This window comes from Mycobacterium aquaticum (assembly GCF_002086485.1).
Taxonomy (GTDB): Bacteria; Actinomycetota; Actinomycetes; order Mycobacteriales; family Mycobacteriaceae; genus Mycobacterium; species Mycobacterium aquaticum.
The window spans coordinates 262,297-287,822 of the sequence record NZ_MVHF01000004.1 but is presented as its reverse complement, the minus strand read 5'-3'; the positions used below and the strand labels follow the sequence as shown (position 1 = coordinate 287,822).

Genomic DNA, 25,526 nt, shown 5'->3' with positions numbered 1-25,526 from the left:
CGACGGTTGTTCAAGAGATGTAACAGGGCGCTACTGCGGGTGCGCGCTGAAGAACTGCCACAGCGCCGACGTTGCGAATGCCGGCCAATCATGCCCGCCGCCGTGGACCGTGCTCAGCACCACGGCGCGTCCGTCGGGACACACTGCGGTCGAGGTGGCGACTGCTCCGTCGGTCACGACCGTCGGTGCCGCACAGTGATCGACGGTGCGCCACGACGCGTCGACATCGGGCACCGGCGGTCCGTTGATGCGGGCGAAGCCGACACCTTCACCGCCGTCGTAGCGGATCATCGGGTCAGCGGTGCCGTGGATGTGTATCACCGAGGTCGGCCGTGGGTTCGGACAGGACAGCTGGGTGGCCGAGACCGGGCCGATGGCCGCGAAAGTGCCGGAGTTGCAGGCCAAGGCGAACGTCATCATCCCGCCGTTGCTCATGCCGGTGGCGTATACGCGTCTCGGGTCGATGCCGGTGCCGGCCCGAACATCGGCCACCACCGCGTTGATGAAGCCGACGTCATCGATGTTGTCCTTCGCCGGCTGTCCGCAACATCCACCGACATTCCAGGCGCGCGACATCCCGTCGGGATAGGCGACGACGAACTTGGCGCTATCGGCCAAACTGTCCCAGCCGTAAGCTCTTTCGGCTTGGGCAGCACTGCCGAAACCGCCGTGCAGCATCACCACCAGCGGTGCCGACGCAGGCACGCCCACTGGCCGGTAAAAGCGATAGATCCGGTCGAGCCCGCCGAAGTTGATGTGGTGCACCGACTGGCCGTCAGCCACGGCGGGCGACGCCGCGCGTCCCGGCCCGGAACAGGCCGCCACCAGCAAGACGACCAGCAGCCACCCGCAGCGCGCGATCATGAACCCAGCGTACGAATCACGCGATGTGGCGACTCCAACCTGTTGCGTAGCTCGTCGGGTTATCCCCAGCTGAGGTCGTCACGAATTCGCCGATCGCCATGGCGAACTCGCTGTGGCGCCGGCGGCCCGATGGTCAGCAGGGATCCCGCTGCCGGGTCCAGGACGACCGCCGCGCTTCATAGCGGTTCAACGCCGTCACCACCGCGGCCGCCAACGCCCAGCCGAGCAGAATGTCGATCACGTAGTGCTCGGCGGTGTAGACCAAGGTGAACGCCATAATCAGCACGTAGCCCACCAGCACCGGCCGCCACTCGCGGTTGACCCGGTTCCACAGAAACGCCGCGACCGCCGCGGTCAGTCCGGCATGCAGTGACGGAATAGCCGCCACCAGATTCACGCTCGCCTGCCCCTGATCAATCAACGCGGTCGCGGTATGCAGGTTGAGCCTGCCCCAGCCGCGCGTGACGATTCGCTCGATCCAGGCCTGGCCGCCGTCGCGGCTGCTCTGCATCGCACCGAGCAGACCACCGTCGGCGGCCTCGCGTGCCGAGTGGAACATGCACCGCGGATCCGACGGACCACCCTCGACCTCATCCGCGGTGCATCGGGCCGCTGCCCACGGCGGCGCGGCGGGCAGCAGCGCATAGATCACCAGGGCCGAGAACGACAGCCCGACGAACAGCCGGACGAACCGTTTCCACTCCTCGCGATCGCGCAGCCACAACACCCCGGCTACGACATAGGGCAGGATGAAGAACGACATGTAGACCGTGCTGATCACGACCTCCCACCACGGCGGGTTCAGCGCCTTGAGTCGTTCCTGCAGCCACACCGTCGGCACTGTCCCGAAAAACATCCAGCGGTCAGCGTTGACCTCCCACTGCCAGAGGGTGGGGCGGCCGATCAGCGTCGCCGCTCCCCTGCTGAAGTCGTAGGCAACGAGGACCAACGCGAACGGCAGCCAGTCTCGGACGACGTAGAGCATGCGTCTGCCGTGCCCGATGCTGGCGGCCAGCAGACCGGTACAGATGTAGAGCAGCAACAGTTCTCGGTTGAATGGGAAACCGACGGTGACGGTGCGATAGCCGACGACAACAGCCCAGACCGCGATCGCCAGATAGCGCACGATGGGCAACAAAAATGCACGGCGGTCGACGGCCTCCGCGGGAGCATCGACCAGTGACCGCACGATTGACTGCCCTTCGTCAACCGTGGACATCCCGATGGCCTAGTTCAACCAGCGAACCCGCCGTTTGGAAACGGCTCGGGCGCGGCGTCTAGTCCGCGCGTGCTCGCGCAGGAATGCGATGTCGTCCGTGCGGCTTTCCTCCGATGTCGCGCGTCGGGGGCCTTGACCACCGCGGTGGCGCCGAGCCGTCTGGCTCATCTGGTGTCGGCCGTGAGGGTCTTCATGGTGACGTAACTGGTCACCGCGGCCACGCCCGGCAGACTCGCCAACCGGTTGGCGTGAAAGTCTTCGTAGGCAGGCAGGTCGGCGACCTCCACCTGGAGCAGGTAGTCGTAGTTGCCGGTGACGTGGTGGCTGTGCGCCACCTCGGGCAGTCGGACGACTGCGCGCTCGAACGCCACCACATCGGCGCGGGCGTGCCGAATCAGCCGGACTCCGGCGAAGACCCGCAGGCCGCGGCCGACGGCGGCAGGGTCGACCATCGCGCGATAACCGCGGATCACCCCGGTCTCCTCGAGTCGGCGGACACGGCGCAAACACGGCGACGGTGACAGACCTACCCGGTCAGCCAGTTCCGCGTTGCTGATCCGCCCGTCCTCTTCCAGCACGGCCAGTATTGACCGATCCACGTCGTCCACGTTGGCAGATTATTGCGCAATGACAGGGGGTTGCTATGCCAGTTACGCCGAGACAACAAGCAATTTACTGCCAAAGTTGCCGTCCAACCTTCCCTGCCCCGCATCGTTTCGCCACGCTCGTGCCATGCCGGGTAACAGCACCACCGTCGTTCACGCCGACGACAACGTCCGCCCCAGCCACGCCGTGGCGCCGCCCATCTACCAGACCGCAACGTTCTCCGCCGAGGATGCTGAACGGTTCGCCTACGCCGCGGTCGAGCCACGGGGCCAGGATTTCTACACCCGCTTCGGCAATCCGAACCATGCGCAGGTCGCCGCCGTTGTGGCCCAACTCGAAAACACCGAAGCGGCCATGGTCACCGCGTCCGGCATGGCCGCACTCAGCACGGCCGTGCTGGCGTTGGTGTCCGCCGGCGACCACGTCATCGGACAGACGTCCACCTACGGCGGGACGGGGTCGGTGCTGCTGAACCTGCTGCCACGGTTCGGTGTCTCGATCACCCAGGTGGACCAGACGGACCCGGGGGCATTCGAACGGGCACTGACCCCGCAGACCCGGCTCATCCTGGTGGAATCACCGAGCAACCCGCTGCTGCAGATCACCGACCTGCGCGCAGTCGCGGAACTGGCCCACTCTCACAACGCAGTTACCTTGGCGGACAACACTTTCGCCACCCCGCTCAACCAGCGGCCCACCGACTTCGGCATCGATCTGGTGTGGCACAGCGCCACCAAATACCTCAACGGGCACTCCGACGTATCCGCCGGGGTCATCGCCGGAACAGCCGAAACGCTGGACAAGATCTGGGAGACCGCCACCCTCACCGGTGCCGTGCTGGGCCCGATCGACGCGTGGTTGCTGCTGCGCGGGCTACGCACTCTGCCGCTGCGCGTGCCGCGACACAACGCCAACGGCCACGCGCTGGCAGAGGCACTGCAAGACCATCCGGCCGTGAGCCGGGTGCACTATCCCGGACTGCCGGACCACCCCCAACACGCCTTGGCCTCCCGCCAGATGAGCGGCTTCGGTGGCGTGCTCGGGATCGAACTCGCCGGCGGATACGACGCGGCCGACGAGTTCCTCGGGCAGCTGCGATACGCCCGCCGGTCGGCCAGCCTCGGCGGGCCGGAATCGCTTGCCGTCCATCCGGTTTCGATGTGGCGCGGGATGCTCAGCGACGAACAGATCGCCGAGTCGGGAGTTCCGTTCGGCCTCGTCCGCTTCGCCGCGGGTACCGAGGACACCGCGGATCTGGTTTCCGACGTGCTCGCCGCGGCTGACGCGGTGGCCGGGAGGCACTCACGATGAAGACCCTTCTCACCGGCGGCACGGTGGTCAGCATGGATCCGGACGTCGGGGATCTCGACCGTGGCGACGTGCTCATCGACGACGGTGTGATCGTCGACGTGGCCGCACGGATCGATGCTCCGGACGCCGAGGTGATCGACGCGACTGACCGCATCGTCATGCCCGGTCTCGTCGACAACCACCGGCACACCTGGCAGACGGCGTTCCGCGGCGTCGGCGCAGACTGGACCTTCGCCGACTATCTCGTCGCGATCCACGGCACGCTCCGGCCCCAGTACCTGCCCGAGGACGTGCACCTGGGCAATCTGGTCGGCCGGCTGGAGGCAGTGCACTCTGGCGTGACCACGATGCTGGACTGGTTCCACTGCGCGCAGGGACCCGAGCATGCCGATGCCGCCGTCGCGGGGCTGCGTGACGCACCCGGGCGGTCGATCTTCTGCTACGGCGCGGCGTACGGCACCACCGACCCGATCGCCGCTGAAGTCCGCCGGGTCCGATCCGACCTCGGCGACGACGGCCTGGTGACCATGGCGCTGGGTCTGCGAGGTGCCGAGGACACCAGCATCGACACCGTCGCCGAGGAGTTCGCGCTGGCCGACGAACTCGGCCTGCGCACGAGTGTGCACGTCGCCTCCGACGGGACCACTCGCCCGATAGCTGACCTCCAAGCCCACGGCTTGCTGCGGGATACCACGACGTTCGTCCACGCCAACTGCATCACCGACGAAGAACTCCGGATGCTCGCCGATGCAGGCAGTTCGATCTCCGTCAGTCCGGATGTCGAGCTGAAGATGGGATTCGGCTGGCCGATGACGGGCCGGGCACTGGCGGCGGGCCTGCGCCCGACGCTGTCGGTTGACGACACTCCGGCTGCCGGCGGCGACATGTTCTCGACCCTGCGCACCGCTTTCGCGGTGCAACGCGGCCTCGACGGCAGCCTGCGGTCGCGGGACCTGCTGGCGTTCGTCACCATCGACGCCGCGCAATCCTGTGGACTCGCGGCCCGCATCGGCAGCCTCACCCCGGGCAAGGCCGCCGACGTGATCCTGCTGCGTACCGACGACGTGACCGTGTTCCCCGTCTCTGACCCAGCTGCATCGATCGTCACGGCCGGCCACCCAGGGTTGGTCGATACCGTTCTCGTCGCCGGCCGGGTGGTCAAACGCGACGGCGTGCTGGTCGATGTCGATCTGTCCACGCTGCGGGCCCGCCTGACGGCGTCGCGCGACCGGATCGCCGCAGCCGCAGGCATTCCCATCGACGGCAGCTGGCGCCCGGCAGGCTAGTCCCCCGCGTGCTCGCGCAGGAACGCGATGTCGTCCTTGCGGCCGTCGTCGGATGTCTCGCAGATGACCGGCGCGTCAGCAGCCTTGACCACTGCGGCCAGCAGTTGCGGGTCGATCTGTCCCAAACCGAAATTGGCGTGCCGGTCGGCACCGGAACCCGCGGCGTCGCGGGAATCGTTGCAGTGCACCAGATCGATGCGCCCGGTGATGGCCTTGATGCGGTCCACCGCGTCGATCAGCGCCTCACCTGCGGCCCACGCGTGGCAGGTGTCCAGGCAGAAGCCAATCCCCTTGTCACCGATGCGATCCCACAGCCGAGCGATGGTGTCGAAGTGCCGCGCCATGGCGTGATCCCCACCCGCGGTGTTCTCCAAGTAGACCGGGACATCGGTCTTGAGACTGTCCAGCGCCTTGACCCAGCGCTCGAACCCGGCCTCCATGTCGTTGTCATCGGCGTGGCCGCCGTGCACGATCACCGCGGTGGCGCCGATCTCGGCGGCCGCATCGCAGGTGTCCTGCAGGATCTTGCGGGACGGGATGCGCACCCGGTTGTTCGCGGACGCGACGTTGATCAGGTACGGCGCATGCACGTACAGCGGCACGCTCGATGCCTTGAGTACGTCGGCGTCTTCACGGGGCTTGGGTTTCTTCCAGCTCTGCGGATTGCCGAGGAAGAACTGCACCACGTCGGCGCCGTCAGCTGCCGCCGCGGCCAGCGGGTCGGTGTTGTCTACATGCGAACCGATGAGCACGTGCCCAAGTTTAGGCGGCGGCACCGACAGCGAAATTGCCGCATTGCGCCCCTCCTGACGTCGCTTAATCTGGCAAACATGCACAGACGCGCATGGCGCATCCTGTTGGTGATGGCTGCCCTGGTGATGCTGGCCGTCGCCGCTCTGGCCGGGTATCGCGGCTACCGCGAGCATGTCGCCCAGCCAGACTTTCCCGATGTCGACACCTCGCAGCTGAGCCCGGGCCGAGCCGCCGTCGTGCGCGTCCTCGCCCAGGAGTACGCAGCGCAGTCAGGCATGTCCAAGTACTCCGAGGGCAACGACGAGCCATGGTGCGCGGATTTCACCAGCTGGGTCATGCGCGAATCGGGCAAGCCCTTCGCCAACCCCAACTCCGGGCACTGGCGCATCCCCGGCGTCATGACGCTCACCGACTACCTTCAGGCCGAGGGGCGCTGGGAACCGCCGGAGTACTCACCGCAACCCGGGGACATGGTGCTCTACGACGCCCCGAGCCCGAAGGGCCAGCACGTCAACATCGTGCTGATCAACAACAACGGCACACTCACCACGGTCGGCGGCAACGAAGGTCGCAACGTGGCCCTGTCGACCTACAAGATCGCCGACGATCCGGGTATTCGCGGCTTCGGCCGCTACGAATGACGCCGACTGGCCACTTGTGACACGCGAAATGGCTTGCAGCATGGCATAACTGGCCACTCGCGCATGGAACGCGCATGAAAAAGGCCCCTGCGAGCGCAGGGGCCTTTTCCGTGACTAGCTACCGGTAGTCGCTGTAACCGTAGTCGTCCAGCGGCACCGCAGCACCGGTCGCCTGGCCGAAGTCCGGGCTGTAGTACTGATCCTCGTAGGACGGGATCGTGTACGCCGCAGCGCGGGCCTCTTCGGTGGGCTGCACCTGGATGTTGCGGTAACGGTTGATACCGGTACCGGCCGGGATCAGCTTGCCGATGATCACGTTTTCCTTCAGACCCTGCAGCTTGTCGCTGCGGCAGTTGATCGCCGCATCGGTCAGCACGCGAGTGGTCTCCTGGAACGACGCCGCCGACAGCCACGAATCGGTGGCCAGCGACGCCTTGGTGATACCCATCAGCACCGGACGTCCGGCCGCGGGCTCGCCGCCCTCGGCCACGACGCGACGGTTCTCGGTCTCGAACTCGGCACGCTCGGTCAGCGAGCCGGGCAGGAACTCCGTCGAACCCGAATCGATGATCGTGACGCGACGCAGCATCTGCCGGACGATGACCTCGATGTGCTTGTCGTGGATCGACACGCCCTGGGCCCGGTAGACCTCCTGGACCTCCTTGACGAGGTGGATCTGCACCTCGCGGGGGCCCTGGACACGCAGCACCTCGTGCGGATCGGCGGAGCCTTCCATCAGCTGGTCGCCGACCTCGACGTGGTCACCGTCGGAGAGCACGCCCTCCGAGCCGTCCTCGTGGGTGATGACCCGCAGGCGCTGACGCTTGGTGAGCTTGTCGTAGACAACTTCCTCGCCGCCATCGTCGGGGACGATGGTGATCTTGAAGAACTTGTCGCTCTCCTCCAGCCGCACGCGGCCCGCGACGTCCGCGATGGGCGCCTTGTTCCGCGGGATACGAGCTTCGAACAGCTCCTGCACGCGGGGCAGACCACCGACGATGTCGGCGCCACCGGTAACACCACCCTGGTGGAAGGTACGCATGGTCAGCTGCGTGCCGGGCTCACCGATGGACTGGGCGGCGACGATGCCGACGGCCTCGCCGATGTCGACCAGCTTGCCGGTGGCCATCGAGCGGCCGTAGCACTTCGCACACACACCGGCAGCCGACGCACAGGTCAGCACCGAACGCACCTTCACCTGCGAGATACCCGCAGCCAGCAGCGCGTCGATCGCCGGATCACCGAGATCGTGACCACGCTCGATGATCACCTTGCCGTTGGCGTCGACCGCGTCGGTCGCCAGCGTCCGGGCGAAGGCCGAGGTCTCGACGTGGGCGTCGCGGATCAGCGAACCGTCGGGGCCGCGCTCGGCCAGCGTGACGATGATGCCGCGCTCGGTCTCGCAATCGGTCTCGCGAACGATGACGTCCTGCGACACGTCGACCAGACGACGGGTCAGGTAACCCGAGTCGGCGGTACGAAGAGCGGTGTCCGCCAGACCCTTACGGGCGCCGTGGGTGTTGATGAAGTACTCCAGCACCGTCAGGCCCTCGCGGAACGAGGACTTGATGGGACGCGGGATGAACTCACCCTTCGGGTTGGTCACCAGACCCTTCATGCCGGCCAGGGTGCGGGTCTGGGTGAGGTTACCCGTGGCGCCGGACTTCACGATCGTGATGATCGGGTTGTCCGCCGGGTAGTACTCCTCCATCGCCTTACCGACCTCTTCGGTGGCGTCCTGCCAGATCTTGACCAGCGACTCGTTGCGCTCGGTGTGGTTGAGCGCGCCACGCTGGTACTTCTTCTCGATCGCCTCGGCCTCGGCCTCGTGGCGCTCCAGGATCTCCTGCTTCTGCGGCGGAACCAGAACGTCGGCCATCGAGACCGTGACACCCGAACGGGTGGCCCAGTGGAAGCCGGCGTCCTTGAGCTTGTCGACGGTCTGCGCCACGACGATCATCGGGTAGCGCTCGGCCAGATCGTTGATGATCCGGGCCTGGACCTTCTTGTGCATCTGCTCGTTGACAAACGGGTAGCCCTTGGGCAGCAGTTCGTTGAAGAGCACACGGCCCAGCGTGGTGTCCGCGGTCCAGGCGTCGCCCGGCTTCCAGCCGTTCTCGAACAGCTGGGCCTCGACGTCGGCCGGCGGCCGCAGATCGGTGAGCCGGACCTTGATCCGGGCGCGCACCGACAGTGCCCCACGGTCGAGGGCCATGATGGCCTCGGCCGGGCTGCTGTACACACCGGTCTCCGGGGTGTCCGTACCGGCCGGGGTGTACTCGCCGGTGTCACCGGCGACCTCGGTGGTCAGGAAGTACAGCCCGGTCACCATGTCCAGACGCGGCATGGCCAGCGGCTTGCCCGACGCAGGCGACAGGATGTTGTTCGAGGACAGCATCAGGATGCGGGCCTCGGCCTGGGCCTCTGCCGAGAGCGGCAGGTGCACGGCCATCTGGTCACCGTCGAAGTCGGCGTTGAACGCCTCACACACCAGCGGGTGCAGCTGGATGGCCTTGCCTTCCACCAGCTGCGGCTCGAAGGCCTGGATACCCAGGCGGTGCAGCGTAGGTGCACGGTTCAGCAGCACCGGGTGCTCGGCGATGACCTCTTCGAGGACATCCCACACCTGGGGACGCTGACGCTCGACCATGCGCTTGGCGCTCTTGATGTTCTGCGCGTGGTTCAGGTCGACCAGACGCTTCATCACGAACGGCTTGAACAGTTCCAGCGCCATCAGCTTGGGCAGACCGCACTGGTGCAGCTTGAGCTGCGGACCGACCACGATGACCGAACGGCCCGAGTAGTCGACACGCTTGCCCAGCAGGTTCTGACGGAAGCGGCCCTGCTTGCCCTTGAGCAGATCGGACAGCGACTTGAGCGGACGGTTGCCCGGACCGGTGACCGGCCGGCCACGACGACCGTTGTCGAACAGCGCGTCCACCGACTCCTGAAGCATGCGCTTCTCGTTGTTGACGATGATCTCGGGCGCGCCGAGGTCGATCAGTCGCTTGAGCCGGTTGTTGCGGTTGATGACGCGGCGGTACAGGTCGTTCAGGTCCGAGGTGGCGAACCGGCCACCGTCGAGCTGAACCATCGGGCGCAGTTCCGGCGGGATCACCGGGACGGCGTCGAGCACCATGCCCATGGGCGAGTTGCCGGACTGCTGGAAGGCCGCGACGACCTTCAGGCGCTTGAGCGCACGCAGCTTCTTCTGGCCCTTGCCGTTCTTGATGGTGTCGCGCAGCGACTCCGCCTCGGCGTCGATGTCGAAGTTCTCGATGAGCTTCTTGATCGACTCGGCACCCATGGCACCGGTGAAGTACTCGCCGTAGCGGTCCTGCAGCTCGCGGTAGAGCACCTCGTCCACGATCAGCTGCTTGGGAGCCAGCTTGGTGAAGGTGCTCCAGATCTCGTCGAGCCGGTCCAGTTCACGCTGGGCCCGGTCACGGAGCTGACGCATCTCACGCTCGCCGCCGTCGCGCACCTTGCGGCGCACGTCGGACTTGGCACCCTCGGCCTCGAGCTCGGCCATGTCGGCCTCGAGCTTCTGGGCCCGCGCCTCCAGGTCGGCGTCGCGCTGATCCTCGACGGCCTTGCGCTCGACGGCCATCTCGGCCTCGAGCGTCGACAGCTCGTTGTGGCGCATCTCGTCGTCGACGGCGGTGATCACGTAGGCCGCGAAGTAGATGATCTTTTCCAGATCCTTCGGGGCCAGGTCCAGCAGGTAGCCCAAGCGCGACGGGACGCCCTTGAAGTACCAGATGTGCGTGACGGGCGCGGCCAGCTCGATGTGGCCCATCCGCTCACGGCGCACCTTGGCGCGAGTGACCTCGACGCCACAGCGCTCACAGATGATGCCCTTGAAGCGGACGCGCTTGTACTTGCCGCAGTAGCACTCCCAGTCGCGAGTCGGTCCGAAGATCTTCTCGCAGAACAGGCCGTCCTTTTCCGGCTTGAGCGTGCGGTAGTTGATGGTCTCCGGCTTCTTGACCTCGCCGAAGGACCAGTTACGGATGTCGTCCGCGGTGGCGAGGCCGATGCGGAGTTCATCGAAGAAGTTGACGTCTAGCACGTAACTCCCTTTCCCCTTTCGGGACTAGAAAACAACTCAGGCGAGATCTTCGACAGAGGCGGACTCGTTGCGCGACAGGTTGATACCGAGGTTGGCAGCGGCACGCTCCAGGTCCTCGTCGTCACCGTCACGCATCTCGATCGCCGCGCCGTCGCTGGAGAGCACCTCGACGTTGAGGCACAGCGACTGCAGCTCCTTGAGAAGCACCTTGAACGACTCGGGGATACCGGGTTCAGGGATGTTCTCGCCCTTGACGATCGCCTCGTAGACCTTCACGCGGCCGACCGTGTCGTCGGACTTGATCGTCAGCAGCTCCTGCAGGGTGTACGCAGCGCCGTAGGCCTGCATGGCCCAGCACTCCATCTCACCGAACCGCTGGCCACCGAACTGTGCCTTACCACCGAGCGGCTGCTGGGTGATCATCGAGTACGGGCCAGTGGAGCGAGCGTGGATCTTGTCGTCCACCAGGTGGTGCAGCTTCAGGATGTACATGTAGCCGACCGTCACCGGGTACGGGAACGGCTCGCCGGAACGCCCGTCGAACAGCGTCGCCTTGCCGTCGGCGTCGACCATGACCTCGCCGTCGCGGTTCGGCAGCGTCGAACCGAGCAGGCCCTGCAGCTCACCTTCCTGGGCACCGTCGAACACCGGGGTGGAGACGATGCTGTCGCGCGGTGCGCTGTACAGATCCTCTGGCAGCTTGGCAGCCCAGTCCGGCGTACCCGCGGCCACATCGATGTTCCAGCCGGCCTTGGCCACCCACCCGAGGTGGGTTTCCAGGATCTGGCCGATGTTCATACGACGCGGCACACCGTGGGTGTTCAGGATGATGTCCACCGGGGTGCCATCGGGCAGGAACGGCATGTCCTCGACCGGCAGGATCTTGCCGATGACGCCCTTGTTGCCGTGGCGTCCGGCGAGCTTGTCGCCGTCGGAGATCTTGCGCTTCTGAGCGACGTACACGCGGACCAGCTCGTTGACGCCGGCGGGCAGCTCGTCGTCGTCCTCGCGCGAGAACACGCGGATGCCGATGACCTTGCCGGACTCACCGTGCGGCACCTTCAGCGACGTGTCGCGGACCTCGCGGGCCTTCTCACCGAAGATGGCACGCAGCAGGCGCTCCTCCGGGGTCAGCTCGGTCTCACCCTTCGGGGTGACCTTGCCGACCAGGATGTCGCCGTCGCGGACCTCGGCGCCGATGCGGACGATGCCGCGCTCGTCGAGATCGGCCAGCACCTCATCGGAGACGTTCGGGATGTCCCGGGTGATCTCCTCGGCGCCCAGCTTGGTGTCGCGGGCATCGATCTCGTGCTCTTCGATGTGAATCGAGGTGAGCACGTCCTCTTCCACCAGGCGGTTGGAGAGGATGATCGCGTCCTCGTAGTTGTGGCCTTCCCACGGCATGATCGCCACGAGCAGGTTCTTGCCCAGGGCCATCTCACCGTTCTCGGTGCACGGACCGTCGGCGATCACCTGGCCGGCCTCGACGCGCTGCCCGGCGTCCACGATCGGGCGCTGGTTGGCGCACGTGCCGTGGTTGGAGCGGGCGAACTTGCGCATCCGGTAGGTGTGCCGGGTGCCGTCGTCGGCCATCACGGTGACGTAGTCGGCGGAAACTTCCTCGACCACACCGGACTTGGCCGTGACCACCACGTCGCCGGCGTCGATCGCGGCACGCAGTTCCATGCCGGTACCGACCAGCGGGGCCTCGCTGCGCACCAGCGGAACCGCCTGGCGCTGCATGTTGGCACCCATCAGGGCGCGGTTGGCGTCGTCGTGCTCGAGGAACGGGATCATCGCGGTCGCGACCGACACCATCTGGCGCGGCGAGACGTCCATGTAGTCGACCTGGTCGGCCGCCACGAACTCGACCTCGCCGCCCTTCTTGCGGACCATGACGCGGTCCTCGCTGAAGCGGCCCTCCGCATCGAGCGGCGAGTTGGCCTGCGCCACGACGTGGCGGTCCTCCTCGTCGGCGGTCAGGTAGTCGATCTGGTCGGTGACCACACCGTCGACGACCTTGCGGTACGGGGTCTCGATGAAGCCGAACGGGTTGACCCGGGCGTACACCGACAGCGAGCCGATCAGACCGATGTTCGGACCCTCAGGGGTCTCGATCGGGCACATGCGGCCGTAGTGCGACGAGTGCACGTCGCGGACCTCGAGGCCGGCGCGCTCACGGGACAGACCGCCGGGGCCCAGCGCCGACAGACGACGCTTGTGGGTCAGACCCGACAGCGGGTTGTTCTGGTCCATGAACTGCGACAGCTGGCTGGTCCCGAAGAACTCCTTGATCGCCGCCACGACGGGACGGATGTTGATCAGGGTCTGCGGGGTGATCGCCTCGACGTCCTGGGTGGTCATCCGCTCACGGACGACGCGCTCCATACGCGACAGGCCGACCCGGATCTGGTTCTGGATCAGCTCGCCGACGGTACGCAGACGACGGTTGCCGAAGTGGTCGATGTCGTCGACCTCGACGGGAACCTCGACGCCGCCGGGGACGGTCATCGTGGTCTGGCCCTCGTGCAGGCGCACCAGGTACTCGATGGTGGCGACGACGTCTTCCTCGGTGAGAGTCGACGACGTGATCGGCTGGCCGGCGTTGAGCCCCAGCTTCTTGTTGACCTTGTAGCGGCCGACGCGGGCCAGATCGTAGCGCTTCTCCTTGAAGAACAGGTTCTCCAGCAGGGTCTGCGCGGACTCCTTGGTCGGCGGCTCGCCCGGACGCAGCTTGCGGTAGATGTCCAGCAGCGCCTCGTCGGTGCCTGCGGTGCTGTCCTTCTCCAGCGTCCCCATCATGATCTCGGAGAAGCCGAAGCGCTCGGTGATCTGCTCGCTGGTCCAGCCCAGCGCCTTGAGCAGCACGGTGACCGGCTGACGACGCTTGCGGTCGATACGCACGCCGACGGTGTCGCGCTTGTCGACGTCGAACTCCAGCCACGCGCCGCGGCCCGGGATGACCTTGACGCTGTGCAGGGTCTTCTCGGTCGACTTGTCGATGCTCTCGTCGAAGTACACGCCCGGCGAACGGACCAGCTGGGACACCACGACACGCTCGGTGCCGTTGATGATGAAGGTGCCCTTCTCGGTCATCATCGGGAAGTCACCCATGAAGACCGTCTGGCTCTTGATCTCACCGGTGTTGTTGTTGATGAACTCGGCCGTGACGAACAGCGGGGCCGCGTACGTCATGTCCTTGTCTTTGCACTCGTCGACAGGAGCCTTGACCTCGTCGAAACGCGGGTCGGAGAAGCTCAGCGACATCGAGCCGGAGAAATCCTCGATCGGCGAGAGCTCGGCGAGAACCTCTTCGAGGCCGCCGACGGGGTTCTCTTCGCCGCGGCCGACGGCGTTCTGACGCCACCGGTCGGAGCCGACCAGCCACTCGAAAGAATCGGTCTGAACGTCGAGAAGCCCCGGAACCTCAAGCGGCTCGCGGAGCTTGGCAAATGAAACTCTGTTCGGTGCTCCTGGGACGGAGTTATTGGTGTTAGCGTTCGCTGTGCTCTGGCTAGAGACTGCCAAGATGCATCCTTCCAGCACCTCATGCGACGAGTCGGATGCCGGAATAACACCGGTCCTGATGTCGCTCTGTTCTGCGTCGGTTCGGCTGGCTTTTCCTGCTTCAGCCCCGTCCAAAACTCCCGGACGCAACGCACGCGACTAGGTGCTGAGCAATGCTCAGGCTAGGACCACGATGTCAAGTACAGGTGAGGTGGGCAGGATGCAGCCAGCGCAACGTCCAACGATAGCGCAGAACGGCGCATTCCTCAACCACCACAAATCCATGCCATGAGATGGGTCACTCGGCGCTGGCTGGCGTCCTGTACCCGTTCACACATGCTGCCCAACAGATTGGCCCGTTTGGGCTCGTCCGTCAAGAGTTCACACGCTTCTTGAGCCAGGAAACTTGTCGGGATATTTCACTTCCGGCCGATCAGCCGGGCAAGCGCGGGTCCTCCGGAATGCAGCAAATCCGGCGTGCCTGTGCGGGCCCGCCGGATTTGATGGTGGAGCGACTCAGTGCTGGCTGGGTACCTCGATGGCGCCCGTCGGGTCGTCGTCGCCGGCACGCCCGTGCCGCGCGGTGGGCTCGTCGTACTCGTGGACGGGGAACTTGTGGGTGCCTTCCAGGTCGTCCATGATCGCGGCCTGAGCGGCCGGCGGCAGGGTGTGCATCATCTCGCGCACGCGGGCCTGGCGGCGGGCCACGGCCTTGCGCTCGGGCATCCCCGGCGTCGCCATGAGCTGCGGCGGCACGCCCTCGATCTCTTCGACACCGCCGTCGTGCTGACCCAGGTCAAGCATGGCTTGCTCGGCCGCGGCGGTCGCCTCGTCCTTCTCCTCCGACATACCGATGGGGCCGATCCGGCGGCCGTTGAGGAACTGCTTGACGACCGGCTCGTCGCTGGTCAGCAGCACCTCACGGGGGCCGAACATGACCAGGTGCTTGCGGAACAACATGCCCATGTTGTCCGGCACGGTACGGGCGATGTTGATGTTGTGCGTCACGATCAGGATCGTGGCGTCGATCTGGGCGTTGATGTCGATCAGCAACTGCGACAGATAGGCGGTACGGACCGGGTCCAGACCGGAGTCCGGCTCGTCGCACAGGATGATCTTGGGGTCCAGCACCAGGGCGCGGGCCAGGCCGGCACGCTTGCGCATACCGCCGGAGATCTCACCGGGGAACTTGTGCCCGTCGTTGGGCATACCCACCAGTTCGAGCTTCTCCATGACGATGTTGCGGATTTCGCTCTCGGACTTCTTGGTGTGCTCGCGCAGCGGGAAGGCCGTGTTGTCGTAGATGTTCATCGAACCGAACAGCGCGCCGTCCTGGAACAGCACACCGAACAGCGTGCGGATCTCGTAGAGCTCCTTGGCGGAGCACTCGATGATGTCGGTGCCATCGATGACGATCGAGCCACGCTCCGGGCGCAGCAGGCCGATCAGGGACTTCAGGAACACGGACTTACCGGTACCGGACGGGCCCAGCAGCACGCTGACCTCACCGGCAGGGATGGTCATCGTCACGTCTTCCCAGATCTTCGACGATCCAAATGACTTGCTGAGTCCGGTTACGTCGATTTGGACGCCCATCAAAGATCCTTCCGCCTACGCCTGACCGCGCCACCGACTGCGGCCTGTGGCTTGAGTCACCATAACCTACGCACTACCACCGCCACACCGCCTGTGTCTATTGAAATCGCACACACATGCCAGAACAGCAAAGATCCCCGGATCCGACGGATCCGGGGATCTTTGACAAGCAGCGAACTACTTGACGGTGACCGAAGCGCCGGCAGCCTCGAGCTTGGCCTTGGCGTCCTCGGCGGCTTCCTTGGTGACCTTCTCCAGCAGCGGCTTGGGGGCGCTGTCGACGAGGTCCTTGGCTTCCTTCAGGCCCAGGCCGGAGACGATCTCGCGGACGACCTTGATGACGCCGATCTTCTTGTCGCCGGCGCCCTCGAGGATGACGTCGAATTCCGACTGCTCCTCGGCGGCCTCGGCGGCGGCCGGGGCGGCACCGGCGGCCGCGACGGCGACCGGAGCGGCGGCGGTGACGTCGAAGGTCTCTTCGAACTGCTTGACGAACTCAGAGAGCTCCAGCAGCGTCATTTCCTTGAAAGCGTCGAGCAGTTCTTCGGTGGACAGCTTGGCCATGTTGATGGTCCTTCCTTATTTCTTACGGATGTGTGGGGAAAGCGGTGGTCGCTACGCGGCGTCTTCTGACGCCTTCTTCTCCTGCAGCGCGGCAGCGAGCCGGGCGACCTGAGAAGCGGGCGCGACGAACAGTGCCGCGGCCTGGGATTGCTTCGCCTTGAGGGCGCCGGCCAGCTTGGACAGCAACACCTCGCGCGACTCCAGGTCGGCGATCCGCTCGACCTCGGAGATCGAGAGCGCGCGGCCGTCCATGTAGCCGCCCTTGATGACGAGCGCCTTGTGGTCCTTGGCGAACTTCTTGATCGCCTTGGCGGCGTCGACGGGCTCGCCCTGGACGAACGCGATCGCCGTGGGACCGGCGAACAGGTCGTCGAGGCCTTCAATGCCGGCTTCCGAGGCGGCCCGCTTCACCAGGGTGTTCTTGGCGACGGTGTACGTGGCCGAGTCGCCGAGTGAGCGACGGAGTTCAGCCAGGTTTGCCACGGTGAGCCCGCGGTACTCGGTGACGACGGTGGCCGTCGCCCCCTTGAACTGCTCGGCAATGTCGGCAACCGCCGTGGCCTTGTCAGCCTTGGCCATGCATGCCTCCTTGTGGTGGGTATCGGTCGCTCCACCAGGACTGCCGGCCTCGAACGCTTCTGAAGGGCCATGAAATGACGAACGCCCCGACGCAGACAGGTCGGGGCGTGGAAGAATACGCGGGCGTTGACCCGCACATCGAACTAGCCTCGTCCTCCTGCGTGGGCCGCCGGGCTACGCCCGGACCTTCAACCGATTGCCGAGCCTCTTGCTCTTCGCGCGAGCGCTCATCGGTGACCGACGGTCTTCGGTGGAACCCGACCAGAGTAGCCGAACACCCGCCCGACTTCCTAATTCGCTTCCCTTCGCACCTTGGCACCGCGAGCGTGCGTGTCTGTTGCCCGCCACGCCGTGTGCCATCACACGCTCGCGACCGCTCAGCATGCGCCGGCGATCACCAGCAACGCGAACGCGACCGCCAACAGGGCCACCCGCAGCCAATGCAGTCGGTCCCATCGATGCGCCAGTTCCCGAACCGGCACTTCCTCCGGTCCGGCACCCGCCGACGCCGCGACGCGATTGTTGATGGGCACCAGCGTGGTCAACGTCAAGACGATGATCACCCCCATCACCGCGACCGCCGCAATCGCCAGCGGGGAGCGCCCGAGCCACCACACACCGACCAACAGGGCAGCCGCGGCCAAGTACCAGAAGGGCATGACGGTGCCGAGGAGCCGGCCACCAGTGGCGCGGGCCTGTCGATAGGCCTCCTCCGGCAACCGCTCCACGATCGGACTGGTGAAGGCGGCAACCCCGAACTCGACGCCGACAAGAGTTCCCATGACGAGCACCGCGACGATCTGCACGATCTGTTCCATGACATCGACCCTGGTCACTATGCTGACAAAAAACAAGGTACTGACAAATTAGTCAGCATAGAACGACGAGGAGGCAGGCCGTGGCGGTCTCGAAGAAGGAGATGGGCGAATGCCCCATCGACGCCACCCTCTCCGTCATCGACGGACGTTGGAAGGGCACCATCCTGTGGCGGTTGTTCGACGGGCCGATGCGCACCGCCGAACTTCGCCGCAGCATCCCCGAGATCACCGAGCGCATGCTGATCCGGCATCTGCACGACCTGGTCGAGGCGGGGATCATCGACCGCCACGACGCGGGCACCGTGCCGCCGTGCGTGCACTATTCGATCTCCGAATACGGCATGACGCTGGGGCCGGTGCTGCAGGTCCTGTGCGACTGGGGACGCACTCACATGCAGCACCAGGTGAAGAAGAAGCCTCAGGTCCGCAGCAGAGCGGCCGCACCGACCAGGCCGGCGTCGCCGCCCAGTTGTGCGGGCACGACGCGCAACGTACGCAGAAACGTCAGCCCGGCGTAACCCGCCAACGCTTCGCGAATCGGCGCGAACAGCAAGTCCCCGGATTTGGCCACTCCCCCGCCGATCACGACGAGGTCGAGGTCGCACACCGCACCCACCGACGCGATCATTGCCGCGATAGCAGTGGCACCGCGCCGAAAAGCCTTGATTGCCAACGAATCACCCGCATCGGCCGCAGCAGCCAACGCCTTGGCGTCGGCCCCCTGCGGCGCAGCCCAACCCTGTTCGCGCGCCCATTGCACCAGATGCGGTCCGGAGGCGATCGTCTCAACGCACCCGCGCCCACCGCACGTACACAGCGCGCCGCCTTCCGGCTCGACGATCACGTGCCCGACGTGCCCGGCATTGCCGGTACGGCCGGCATACGGTGCGCCGTCGAACACCAGGCCACCGCCGACCCCCGTCGACACCACCATGCCGAGCATGTAGCGCGCACCCCGGCCGGCGCCCCGCCAGTGCTCCCCCAATGCCAGGCACAACCCGTCACCCCCGAGTCGCACCGGCAACCGCGACACCGACTCGACGCGTTCGACGATCGGAAAGCGGTGCCACTCAGGGATATTGATCGGACTGACGGTTCCACTCGGCAGGTCCACCGGCCCGGCCGATCCGATGCCGACGCCGCGCACCGCTGCGTCGGCCAAGCGCAACGTGTCGACGAGCAAAGTCTCGATCGTGTCCCAGATCTTCTCGGCGTCCCCATCCGGGGTCGGGGCGGTGGCGTGGTGCACCAATGCGCCGCGGGAGTCGACGAGACCCGCGGCCACCTTGGTGCCGCCGATGTCCAGGGCAAGAGTGAGTGCGCTCATCAGTGCCATCTCTTCTTCGCGCAAGCGCTCATCAGTGCCTGTGGGTGTTGTCCGGCTGCCGCGGATCCCCCGGGTGCTCGTACCCGGGCGCAAGCTCGACCAGTTCGGCACACCGCACGTCGAGCCACAATCGGAAGGCACGACGCCGCGCGGCGGCCAGCAAGTGCGCGGCGATCTGGTCGCGCACGTCGCCGAACTCGGGCGGTACCGGCTTGGCCCGCCAGCCCTGTTGCCCGACTTGGGGTTTCACTGCGAAGCGCAAGGGGTTGCGGGTGTGGTACGCGACGACGTCATCGTCGCTGATCTCCACACTCCGCGTGACCTCGGTGAACACCGCCCGCGCGAGAGGCGTGGCCAGCGCCGCGGCCGCCACACTGCCGATCTCCAGGCGCGCGGCCATGTCCGGCAGCAGCTCGTCCTCACTCACAGCGCCGGCCGAATCTATCCCGCGCGCAGCCGCTTCCACAGCGACGACGCGCTCGGCGACCACGAGCTGTGTCAGCCAACGGCGCAACTGCCTGCCCTCGCTGGTGCCTTCCCGCGGCAGCGCCGACGCGAGGTTGCCTGCCCGCACCATCGCCTCCCTTTCGTCGATCTCGCTGACCAGCACCGGCTCGCCCGCGACCTTCGCACAAACGCTCATCGCACAACCACCCGGGCCGCCGGGGTATACAACAACCGCCCGGCACAGCCCACTCTGATCAGCGCCCACCATTCACCTGGCTCGACCCATTCCGGGGGCGACACATCGAAACCGATCTGCGCCGACCCACCGGCCGGAAGTTCAAACCCTACGGCTGCCGGCCCCATCCAGTCCCAGGTGCCCCACGGACTGATCAGGTGCGCCTCGGCGCTCAAGCCGGCTCGGGCATCGGTTGCCACCTCGATCGAAAGCTGCCCGCTGTCACCGGCTTTGACCTCTACTGGTTGAGATTCGGAGCGCAGTTTGAGCACCTCACCACCCGGTTCGCCGACGGTCACCAGGCAGATGTCTTCGACCTGCTGACGCCAGGACGGCGGCAGCGCGGCTGCGTCGGTTCCGGTGACCACGAGTTCAGCGCGGATGGGGTACAACCCGGGCGCGACGCCTGACGGCATGCCCAGCGCCACCTCGGTTTCCAGATGCTCGTCGGGCGGAAGCACAAACGGGAGTTCGGCAGGCTCGGCGGTCCACCCCGGCGGAACAATGACCCGGACCCGGCCGTGCAGCGGGGCGTCGGTGCAGTCACTGGCTGCCGTCAGGCGTAGCACGACCGGGGAATCCGGTGTCACGGTGAGGGTTTCCGGGTGCAGATGCGCGACGGCGGGCAGCCCCCCGAGCGGTGCCGGGCCTCGGTTGTGCAACCAGTAGCGGGCGTAGAGCGGTTGGGAGACTTCGGCCTCCGGGGCCAGTATGCGGTGCTCGGCGCGAAGCACCCGAGGCAGGTTCAGCCGCGCCGCGACCGTCGCGATCTCAAAACCGTGCAGCCGCAGCTTATCCGGCGGCCCCGCGGCCAGGCGCGGCTCCTCGAGCAGGTCCAGCGGTGTCGTCGCGGCCGACCGGAGCCCAGACCGGAGCTTGACATCGGTTGCTCTACCGGTACTTTCGACCAACCGGACGGTGATGCTGTCCGCCGGGTCGGCGGGCCGGACACTGCCGGAGGCCAACGGGTTGCCGGTGGGCTTGAGCGCACCGAGTTGCACGTGCCCGGCCGGCTCGATTTCGAACAGAGAACCCCATGCCGGCAGGCCGCCGTCATGGCTGTGCCCCGCCGGTACCGCCCGCAGCGGCCGGTTGAATTCCGACGCACGGGCAGCGACGCCGACATCTCGCCAGTCGCCGTCACCGGCCACCACGGCGTAGTCGAAAGTGTGGGTCCAGTGCTGCAATTGGAAGTTCGAACCGTCGGGCGTGGTCCTTCGCGGCGGGTCGATCCACGTGCCCGAAGGCCAGCCGGTGCAGGACCGCATGAGCGAGCTGTGCAGGGTGCCGTCGGAGCCGACGGCAAACCCGGGCACGCCGCGGTTGAGCACGGCGACGGTGCGCTGCTCGAACGCATCGGACGCGGTCGGGACGTGCTGGTCGACGACGATCTCGGCGTCGGCCAGGTCGTCGACCACCGCGGTGAGGTCGCCGGCCAGGATCAGCACAGGTAACGCCCGCGGGGCACGCAGGTCGGCGTCGGGAATCCATTGCTCGCGCAGCGGTGCAGTCGCGGGAACCCACACCCTGGCAGACCCGGTCGCGTCCAATTGGCGTTTGAGCTCGTCGCCGTACGCGTCGTCCGATTCAGCGAGAACTGCTGCGGTGAAGGAGTTTTCACCGGGACCACCGAGAGCCAGCCGCGTGTCGGGCAGGTTGGAATCCACCGCCAGGTTGCCGTAGCGAGGTTTGTCGGCACTGCTGCAGGTCGCAGTCACCCCGGCACGGACGAGCGCCACCACCAACTCGCGCGGGTCCACGGCGTCGGAGGAATCGACGAGGTCGGCTGTCACCACTTCGGCCACCGACACCGCACGCACCGCATCCCCGATATTGATACGCATTGCCGAGGACAAGCCGAACCAGCCGTAGGCGGGGTTGTCCAGCGTCCACGGGTGTTGCGCGGTATCGACTGCGGACACTTCGCGATGGTGCAGCAGACCGAAACCACGCCCGATGACGGCATCGCCGACCTCACTGACCGGCAACGCCCCGGGCACCGGGCACGGCCAGCGCAATCGCAGCAGCTTGTCGGATCCGGTGAAGTCGTCGATGGTGGTGCGACAGTCGACGCGGTCCAGTCCCTGCCACAGCGTGATCGTCTGGGTGTAGCGCAGCAGGCCGTCGATGCGGCCCCGTACTGTCACCCGCTGACCCAAAGCACCGCGTTCGCAACGCACTTCGTCCGCGGCAGCGCCTGATGAGCAGACCACCGGGCCTCTGGGCAACAGGTGCCACGGCCCCTCACCGGCTTGCGGATGCGCCGGATACTCGTCGTACACCGCCAACTCGTTGCCCACCGAACCGTCGGCCAGCAGTTCACGGTCGTCCCGGACCAGCGAGACCACCCCACCGCCGCGAGCCGGATCGACCGCCAGCCGGTAGAAGTCGTTCTCGATGGTGCACCCTGCCAACGGTTCCCACTGCGCGGCAGGGCCATCGGCGAACCGGTAGGCACGCCAGCCCAGGGAGGGCACGTTGCGGGCGAGCCAGCTCACGGTCTTGCCGCCGTGTTCAACCAGCACAGGCACCGCCGAGCCGTCGGTGTCGAGCAGCACGCCACGCAGCGGCGTGTCCAGGTGCACAGTCACGATGTCGGTGCGATTGTGCGCCAACGGGTTCCACACGATGACGGAGCCGATCCCAGGGTCGTTACGCTCCTGCCCACCGTACCCGTCGACCGCTGCCGACAGCAGTTGCAGCGCGTTGTCGCGGGCGGCGCGGCCCAGCTCCCAGGCGTCGCGCCAGCCGGTCAGCAGGTCGAGGTAGACCTGATCGGATTCCGAACCGGTGATGGCGTCATGGTGGGCGCCGTAGGCCAGTTGCACCCAGGCCTTGGACAGCGCTGCCTGCGGATAGTCGGCGCCGCCGAGCAGGCCCGCGAACACCGCGAAGCGTTCGGCATCGAGCACGGCGTTCTCGGCGGCCCGGTTGGCCTGTTTGGTGTCGATATAAGAGACGTCCTTGCCTGTGTAGATCGGGTTCATGTCCCGGGTCTGCGGCGACGGTTTGACACCGCGGGCGTCGAGTTCGGCTCGTACCGCGGCAAAGAACTCGCTGGGCAGTGCGCACACGAACCTCGGCCAGACGTAGCGGGCGTTCCAGTCGCGATGGATCTGGGTGACCCATTTGTTGGGCGGCGTGTAGTCGGTGCCGACCGGCAGCAGCACGTTGCGGGTCAGGGCGACGCGCTTGAGCTTGCCGAACAGCTGGTAGGTGGATGCCTCGGCGTCGGTCAGCGTGGCCGCGGAATCCATCCACCAGCCTGCTGAATAGTGTGCAGGCATGTAGTGGGTCAGCAGCCCGCGGCCCGACGGGGCGATCCATTCGAATTCGCTGGCGAACTGCATGCGTTCGGGGTCACCGTCGTTCTGCATCGGGCCCCACTGGTGATGCGGTCCGCGGGCCCATGAGCTGGACGTCAGGCCCGCGTCGGCCGCCATGCCGGGGAACTGCGGGTCGTGCCCGAACACGTCGAGCTGCCACGCCGTCGCCGGGTTCGCACCGAGCACGTCGCGCTGAAAACCCATGCCCGCCACGAAGTTCCGGATGGCCGTCTCGGGGCTGGTGAGATTGGTGTTCGGTTCGTTGTACGTGCCACCCATGATCTCGACACGGCCGTCGGCGATGAACCGGCGCAGATCGGCACGGTCCTCGGGATGCGCGTCCCAGTACGGCTTGAGGTAGTCCACCTCTGCCAGCACGAACTTGTATTCCGGTTCGCGGCGCGCCATTTCCAAGTGGGCAGCCACCAGGTCGAATCCGTTGGTCTGCCTGCACTGGCCGGGTGGGTCTTCGGTCCACACGCTGGTATAGGCAGCTTGGGTGTTCCACCAGACCGGGTCGTAGTGGAAGTGGCTGATCATGTACATGGTCCAGCCGGGTTCGGCGACGGTGAAGTCGAATCCCAGCCCCTCGACCGTCGCGGCACGGGTCTCCCCGGGAACGGCGTCGCGCACGGTCACCGGCACCTCGACCACACCGTCGCCAGGACCTGCCACGGCCTGTCCGGACAGGCCGTCTCCGGTCACGCGGATGGTCGTCGGAGCGGTGCATCCCGTGTAGGCCACGCGGGCCAGCTGCACCGGCAGATCCGAAGAACCGATGAACAATTCCGTCGACTCCGCGGCGATGACGCGCATGCAGCGAACCTTACGTTCGTGCGGCGCTCCGGGACAGGCGTTCGGCCATTGCCCGGACGGCGGTGGCCAGCTCAGGCGGTTCGAGCACCTCGAAATCGTGACCGACGGTGGCGAAGTACACCACCATGCGTTCGGGGTCATCTGCGCCCGCGGTGACGATGCACGCATCGGGGCCGTCCGCCTCGACGGTGGCTGAAGCCGGTGAAAACATCGGTGCCACAACGTGTTGCGGGGCCGCATATCGCACCCGGGCCACGTACCGGTACGGCGACGCGCTGATCGCCCGCCGCACGTAATCTGCCGGGTCGGGCGCGTCGCGCGGCGTGAAGGTGCTCCCCAGCGCCCTGACCTCGGACATCCGGTCCAGTCGCAGCGTGCGCCAGTCGGCACGGTCGCGGTCGTAGGCCATCAGGTACCACCGGCGCCCGGTGGTGACGAGTTGATAGGGCTCCAGCCGACGCTGCGTGTTGTTACCCCGGATGTCGGTGTAGCCGGCGGCGACGTGTTCGCGGTCGCGGCAGGCGCGGGCGAGGGTCATCAGCACATCCGGTTCGACCGGTGCGTCCGACGAGTTGGGCGAGAGGGTGACGGTGGCATCGTGCACGGCCGACACCTGTGAACGCAGGCGCGTCGGCATCACCTGGTCGAGTTTGGACAGGGCCCGCAGCGCAGATTCGCCAACGCCCGCGACGCTGCCGCCCGCGGCCAGGCGCAGGCAGACGGCCATCGCGACGGCCTCGTCCGGGTCGAGCAGCAGCGGTGGCAGCGCGGCCCCGGCGCCGAGCTGGTAACCGCCGCCGTGCCCCTTGCTGGCATGCACCGGATATCCCAGCTCACGCAGTCGCTCGACGTCCCGCCGGACGCTGCGACCCGTGACGCCGAGCCGCTCGGCCAGCTCCTCGCCCGACCAGACACGGCGCGACTGCAGCAGGCCGAGCAGTTGCAGCACCCGACTGGTCGTTTCACCCATGAAGCAAGTCTGCCGCACTCTTAGGACAGAACCTGTCCTCTATGGATGCGATGGTTGCTTCATGCAGAGAAACCCGCTGGCCGATCAGCTGGACCACCACTGGACCCACCAACTGCGCCCCCGGTTGGACGGTCTGACCGATGACGAGTACTTCTGGCAGCCGGTCCCCGGCTGCTGGACGGTCCATCCCGACGGTGCCATCGACTTCAGCTATCCCCCGCCGCAGCCGGAGCCGTTCACAACCATCGCGTGGCGGCTGGCGCACGTCATCGTCGGCGTCTTCGCCATGCGTAACCACTCGCACTTCGGCGGCCCGCCGGCCGACTACCAGACCTGGCCGTACGCCACCGACGCCGCCACGGCGTTGGCTCAGCTCGACGACGCGTACCGAATCTGGATCGACGGGGTCCGGTCGCGCAGCGACGATGAGCTCAAGGCGCCCTGCGGGCCCGCGGAGGGACCTTGGGCCGAGTACTCGATGACCGAACTGATTCTGCACATCAACCGGGAGGCCATCCACCACGGCGCCGAAATCGCTTGCATCCGCGACCTTTACGTCCATTCAACCCACAACCAGGAGAACTGAACC

General features: G+C 66.6%; 19 protein-coding genes. 5 read left to right on the top strand and 14 right to left on the bottom strand.

The annotated features are described in order from the left end of the window. Positions 1 to 30 precede the first annotated feature (30 nt). From BST13_RS06770 to BST13_RS06760, 3 genes are all read right to left on the bottom strand, one after another. On the bottom strand, positions 31 to 864 hold the full coding sequence (locus BST13_RS06770; RefSeq protein ID WP_083161908.1) for a CE1 family esterase: 834 nt from the start codon (positions 862 to 864) through the stop codon (positions 31 to 33). A 133-nt stretch (positions 865 to 997) separates the two neighbouring features. After that, positions 998 to 2,083, bottom strand: coding sequence for a phosphatase PAP2 family protein (locus BST13_RS06765; RefSeq protein WP_083161906.1), 1,086 nt, complete (start codon positions 2,081 to 2,083; stop codon positions 998 to 1,000). A gap of 164 nt (positions 2,084 to 2,247) precedes the next feature. Next, the gene (locus BST13_RS06760; protein WP_083161904.1) at positions 2,248 to 2,691 is read right to left on the bottom strand and encodes an Lrp/AsnC family transcriptional regulator; all 444 of its coding nucleotides are present in this window, start codon (positions 2,689 to 2,691) and stop codon (positions 2,248 to 2,250) included. Positions 2,692 to 2,815: 124 nt separating this feature from the next. Between BST13_RS06760 and BST13_RS06755 the strand changes: the two genes are divergently transcribed. Both BST13_RS06755 and BST13_RS06750 read left to right on the top strand, forming a co-directional pair. Then, positions 2,816 to 4,000 carry a trans-sulfuration enzyme family protein gene (locus BST13_RS06755; RefSeq protein WP_083161902.1) on the top strand — a complete coding sequence of 395 codons (1,185 nt, stop codon included), beginning with the start codon at positions 2,816 to 2,818 and terminating at the stop codon, positions 3,998 to 4,000. Then, positions 3,997 to 5,286: an amidohydrolase family protein gene (locus BST13_RS06750; RefSeq protein WP_083161900.1), complete on the top strand. Its 1,290-nt coding sequence runs from the start codon at positions 3,997 to 3,999 to the stop codon at positions 5,284 to 5,286. The genes BST13_RS06755 and BST13_RS06750 overlap by 4 nt, the downstream gene beginning before the upstream one ends. Here BST13_RS06750 and BST13_RS06745 read toward each other — a convergent pair. Further along, positions 5,283 to 6,038: a deoxyribonuclease IV gene (locus BST13_RS06745; RefSeq protein ID WP_083161899.1), complete on the bottom strand. Its 756-nt coding sequence runs from the start codon at positions 6,036 to 6,038 to the stop codon at positions 5,283 to 5,285. The two genes, BST13_RS06750 and BST13_RS06745, sit on opposite strands and share 4 nt — an antisense overlap. Positions 6,039 to 6,116: 78 nt before the next feature. Here BST13_RS06745 and BST13_RS06740 point away from each other — a divergent pair, with 78 nt between their 5' ends. Further along, complete coding sequence (locus BST13_RS06740; RefSeq protein ID WP_083161897.1) at positions 6,117 to 6,680, top strand: CHAP domain-containing protein; 564 nt, start codon at positions 6,117 to 6,119, stop codon at positions 6,678 to 6,680. 118 nt (positions 6,681 to 6,798) lie between these two features. On the opposite strand, the gene BST13_RS06735 is transcribed toward BST13_RS06740, so the two are convergent. The 6 genes from BST13_RS06735 to BST13_RS06710 form a co-directional block, all read right to left on the bottom strand. Next, a complete protein-coding gene (locus BST13_RS06735) occupies positions 6,799 to 10,752 on the bottom strand; it encodes a DNA-directed RNA polymerase subunit beta' (protein WP_083161895.1) in 3,954 nt (1,317 codons plus the stop codon). 36 nt (positions 10,753 to 10,788) lie between these two features. Then, positions 10,789 to 14,298, bottom strand: a complete 3,510-nt coding sequence (rpoB, locus tag BST13_RS06730; RefSeq protein ID WP_083161893.1) for a DNA-directed RNA polymerase subunit beta — start codon at positions 14,296 to 14,298, stop codon at positions 10,789 to 10,791. Positions 14,299 to 14,775: 477 nt separating this feature from the next. Then, positions 14,776 to 15,855 carry an ABC transporter ATP-binding protein gene (locus BST13_RS06725; protein WP_083161891.1) on the bottom strand — a complete coding sequence of 360 codons (1,080 nt, stop codon included), beginning with the start codon at positions 15,853 to 15,855 and terminating at the stop codon, positions 14,776 to 14,778. A 177-nt stretch (positions 15,856 to 16,032) separates the two neighbouring features. Further along, positions 16,033 to 16,419 carry a 50S ribosomal protein L7/L12 gene (gene rplL, locus BST13_RS06720; RefSeq protein WP_083161889.1) on the bottom strand — a complete coding sequence of 129 codons (387 nt, stop codon included), beginning with the start codon at positions 16,417 to 16,419 and terminating at the stop codon, positions 16,033 to 16,035. Between the two features lie 51 nt (positions 16,420 to 16,470). After that, the gene (rplJ, locus tag BST13_RS06715) at positions 16,471 to 16,998 is read right to left on the bottom strand and encodes a 50S ribosomal protein L10 (RefSeq protein WP_083161887.1); all 528 of its coding nucleotides are present in this window, start codon (positions 16,996 to 16,998) and stop codon (positions 16,471 to 16,473) included. 377 nt (positions 16,999 to 17,375) lie between these two features. Further along, the gene (locus BST13_RS06710; RefSeq protein ID WP_083161885.1) at positions 17,376 to 17,816 is read right to left on the bottom strand and encodes an anthrone oxygenase family protein; all 441 of its coding nucleotides are present in this window, start codon (positions 17,814 to 17,816) and stop codon (positions 17,376 to 17,378) included. Between the two features lie 80 nt (positions 17,817 to 17,896). Between BST13_RS06710 and BST13_RS06705 the strand changes: the two genes are divergently transcribed. Beyond that, the gene (locus BST13_RS06705) at positions 17,897 to 18,334 is read left to right on the top strand and encodes a winged helix-turn-helix transcriptional regulator (RefSeq protein WP_083161883.1); all 438 of its coding nucleotides are present in this window, start codon (positions 17,897 to 17,899) and stop codon (positions 18,332 to 18,334) included. Here BST13_RS06705 and BST13_RS06700 read toward each other — a convergent pair. From BST13_RS06700 to BST13_RS06685, 4 genes are read right to left on the bottom strand one after another with little or no spacing between them, the layout of a single operon-like run. Continuing rightward, entirely contained in the window at positions 18,235 to 19,143 is a 909-nt protein-coding gene (locus tag BST13_RS06700) for an ROK family protein (RefSeq protein ID WP_083161993.1), read from the bottom strand. The two genes, BST13_RS06705 and BST13_RS06700, sit on opposite strands and share 100 nt — an antisense overlap. Before the next feature lie 31 nt (positions 19,144 to 19,174). After that, positions 19,175 to 19,786 carry a DUF7158 domain-containing protein gene (locus tag BST13_RS06695; RefSeq protein WP_083161881.1) on the bottom strand — a complete coding sequence of 204 codons (612 nt, stop codon included), beginning with the start codon at positions 19,784 to 19,786 and terminating at the stop codon, positions 19,175 to 19,177. Beyond that, a complete protein-coding gene (locus BST13_RS06690) occupies positions 19,783 to 23,967 on the bottom strand; it encodes a glycoside hydrolase family 38 N-terminal domain-containing protein (RefSeq protein ID WP_083161879.1) in 4,185 nt (1,394 codons plus the stop codon). The genes BST13_RS06695 and BST13_RS06690 overlap by 4 nt, the downstream gene beginning before the upstream one ends. Before the next feature lie 10 nt (positions 23,968 to 23,977). Continuing rightward, on the bottom strand, positions 23,978 to 24,937 hold the full coding sequence (locus BST13_RS06685) for a helix-turn-helix transcriptional regulator (RefSeq protein ID WP_083161877.1): 960 nt from the start codon (positions 24,935 to 24,937) through the stop codon (positions 23,978 to 23,980). Between the two features lie 61 nt (positions 24,938 to 24,998). Here BST13_RS06685 and BST13_RS06680 point away from each other — a divergent pair, with 61 nt between their 5' ends. Next, positions 24,999 to 25,523, top strand: coding sequence for a DinB family protein (locus tag BST13_RS06680; RefSeq protein WP_083161875.1), 525 nt, complete (start codon positions 24,999 to 25,001; stop codon positions 25,521 to 25,523). The last annotated feature ends 3 nt before the right edge of the window (positions 25,524 to 25,526 follow it).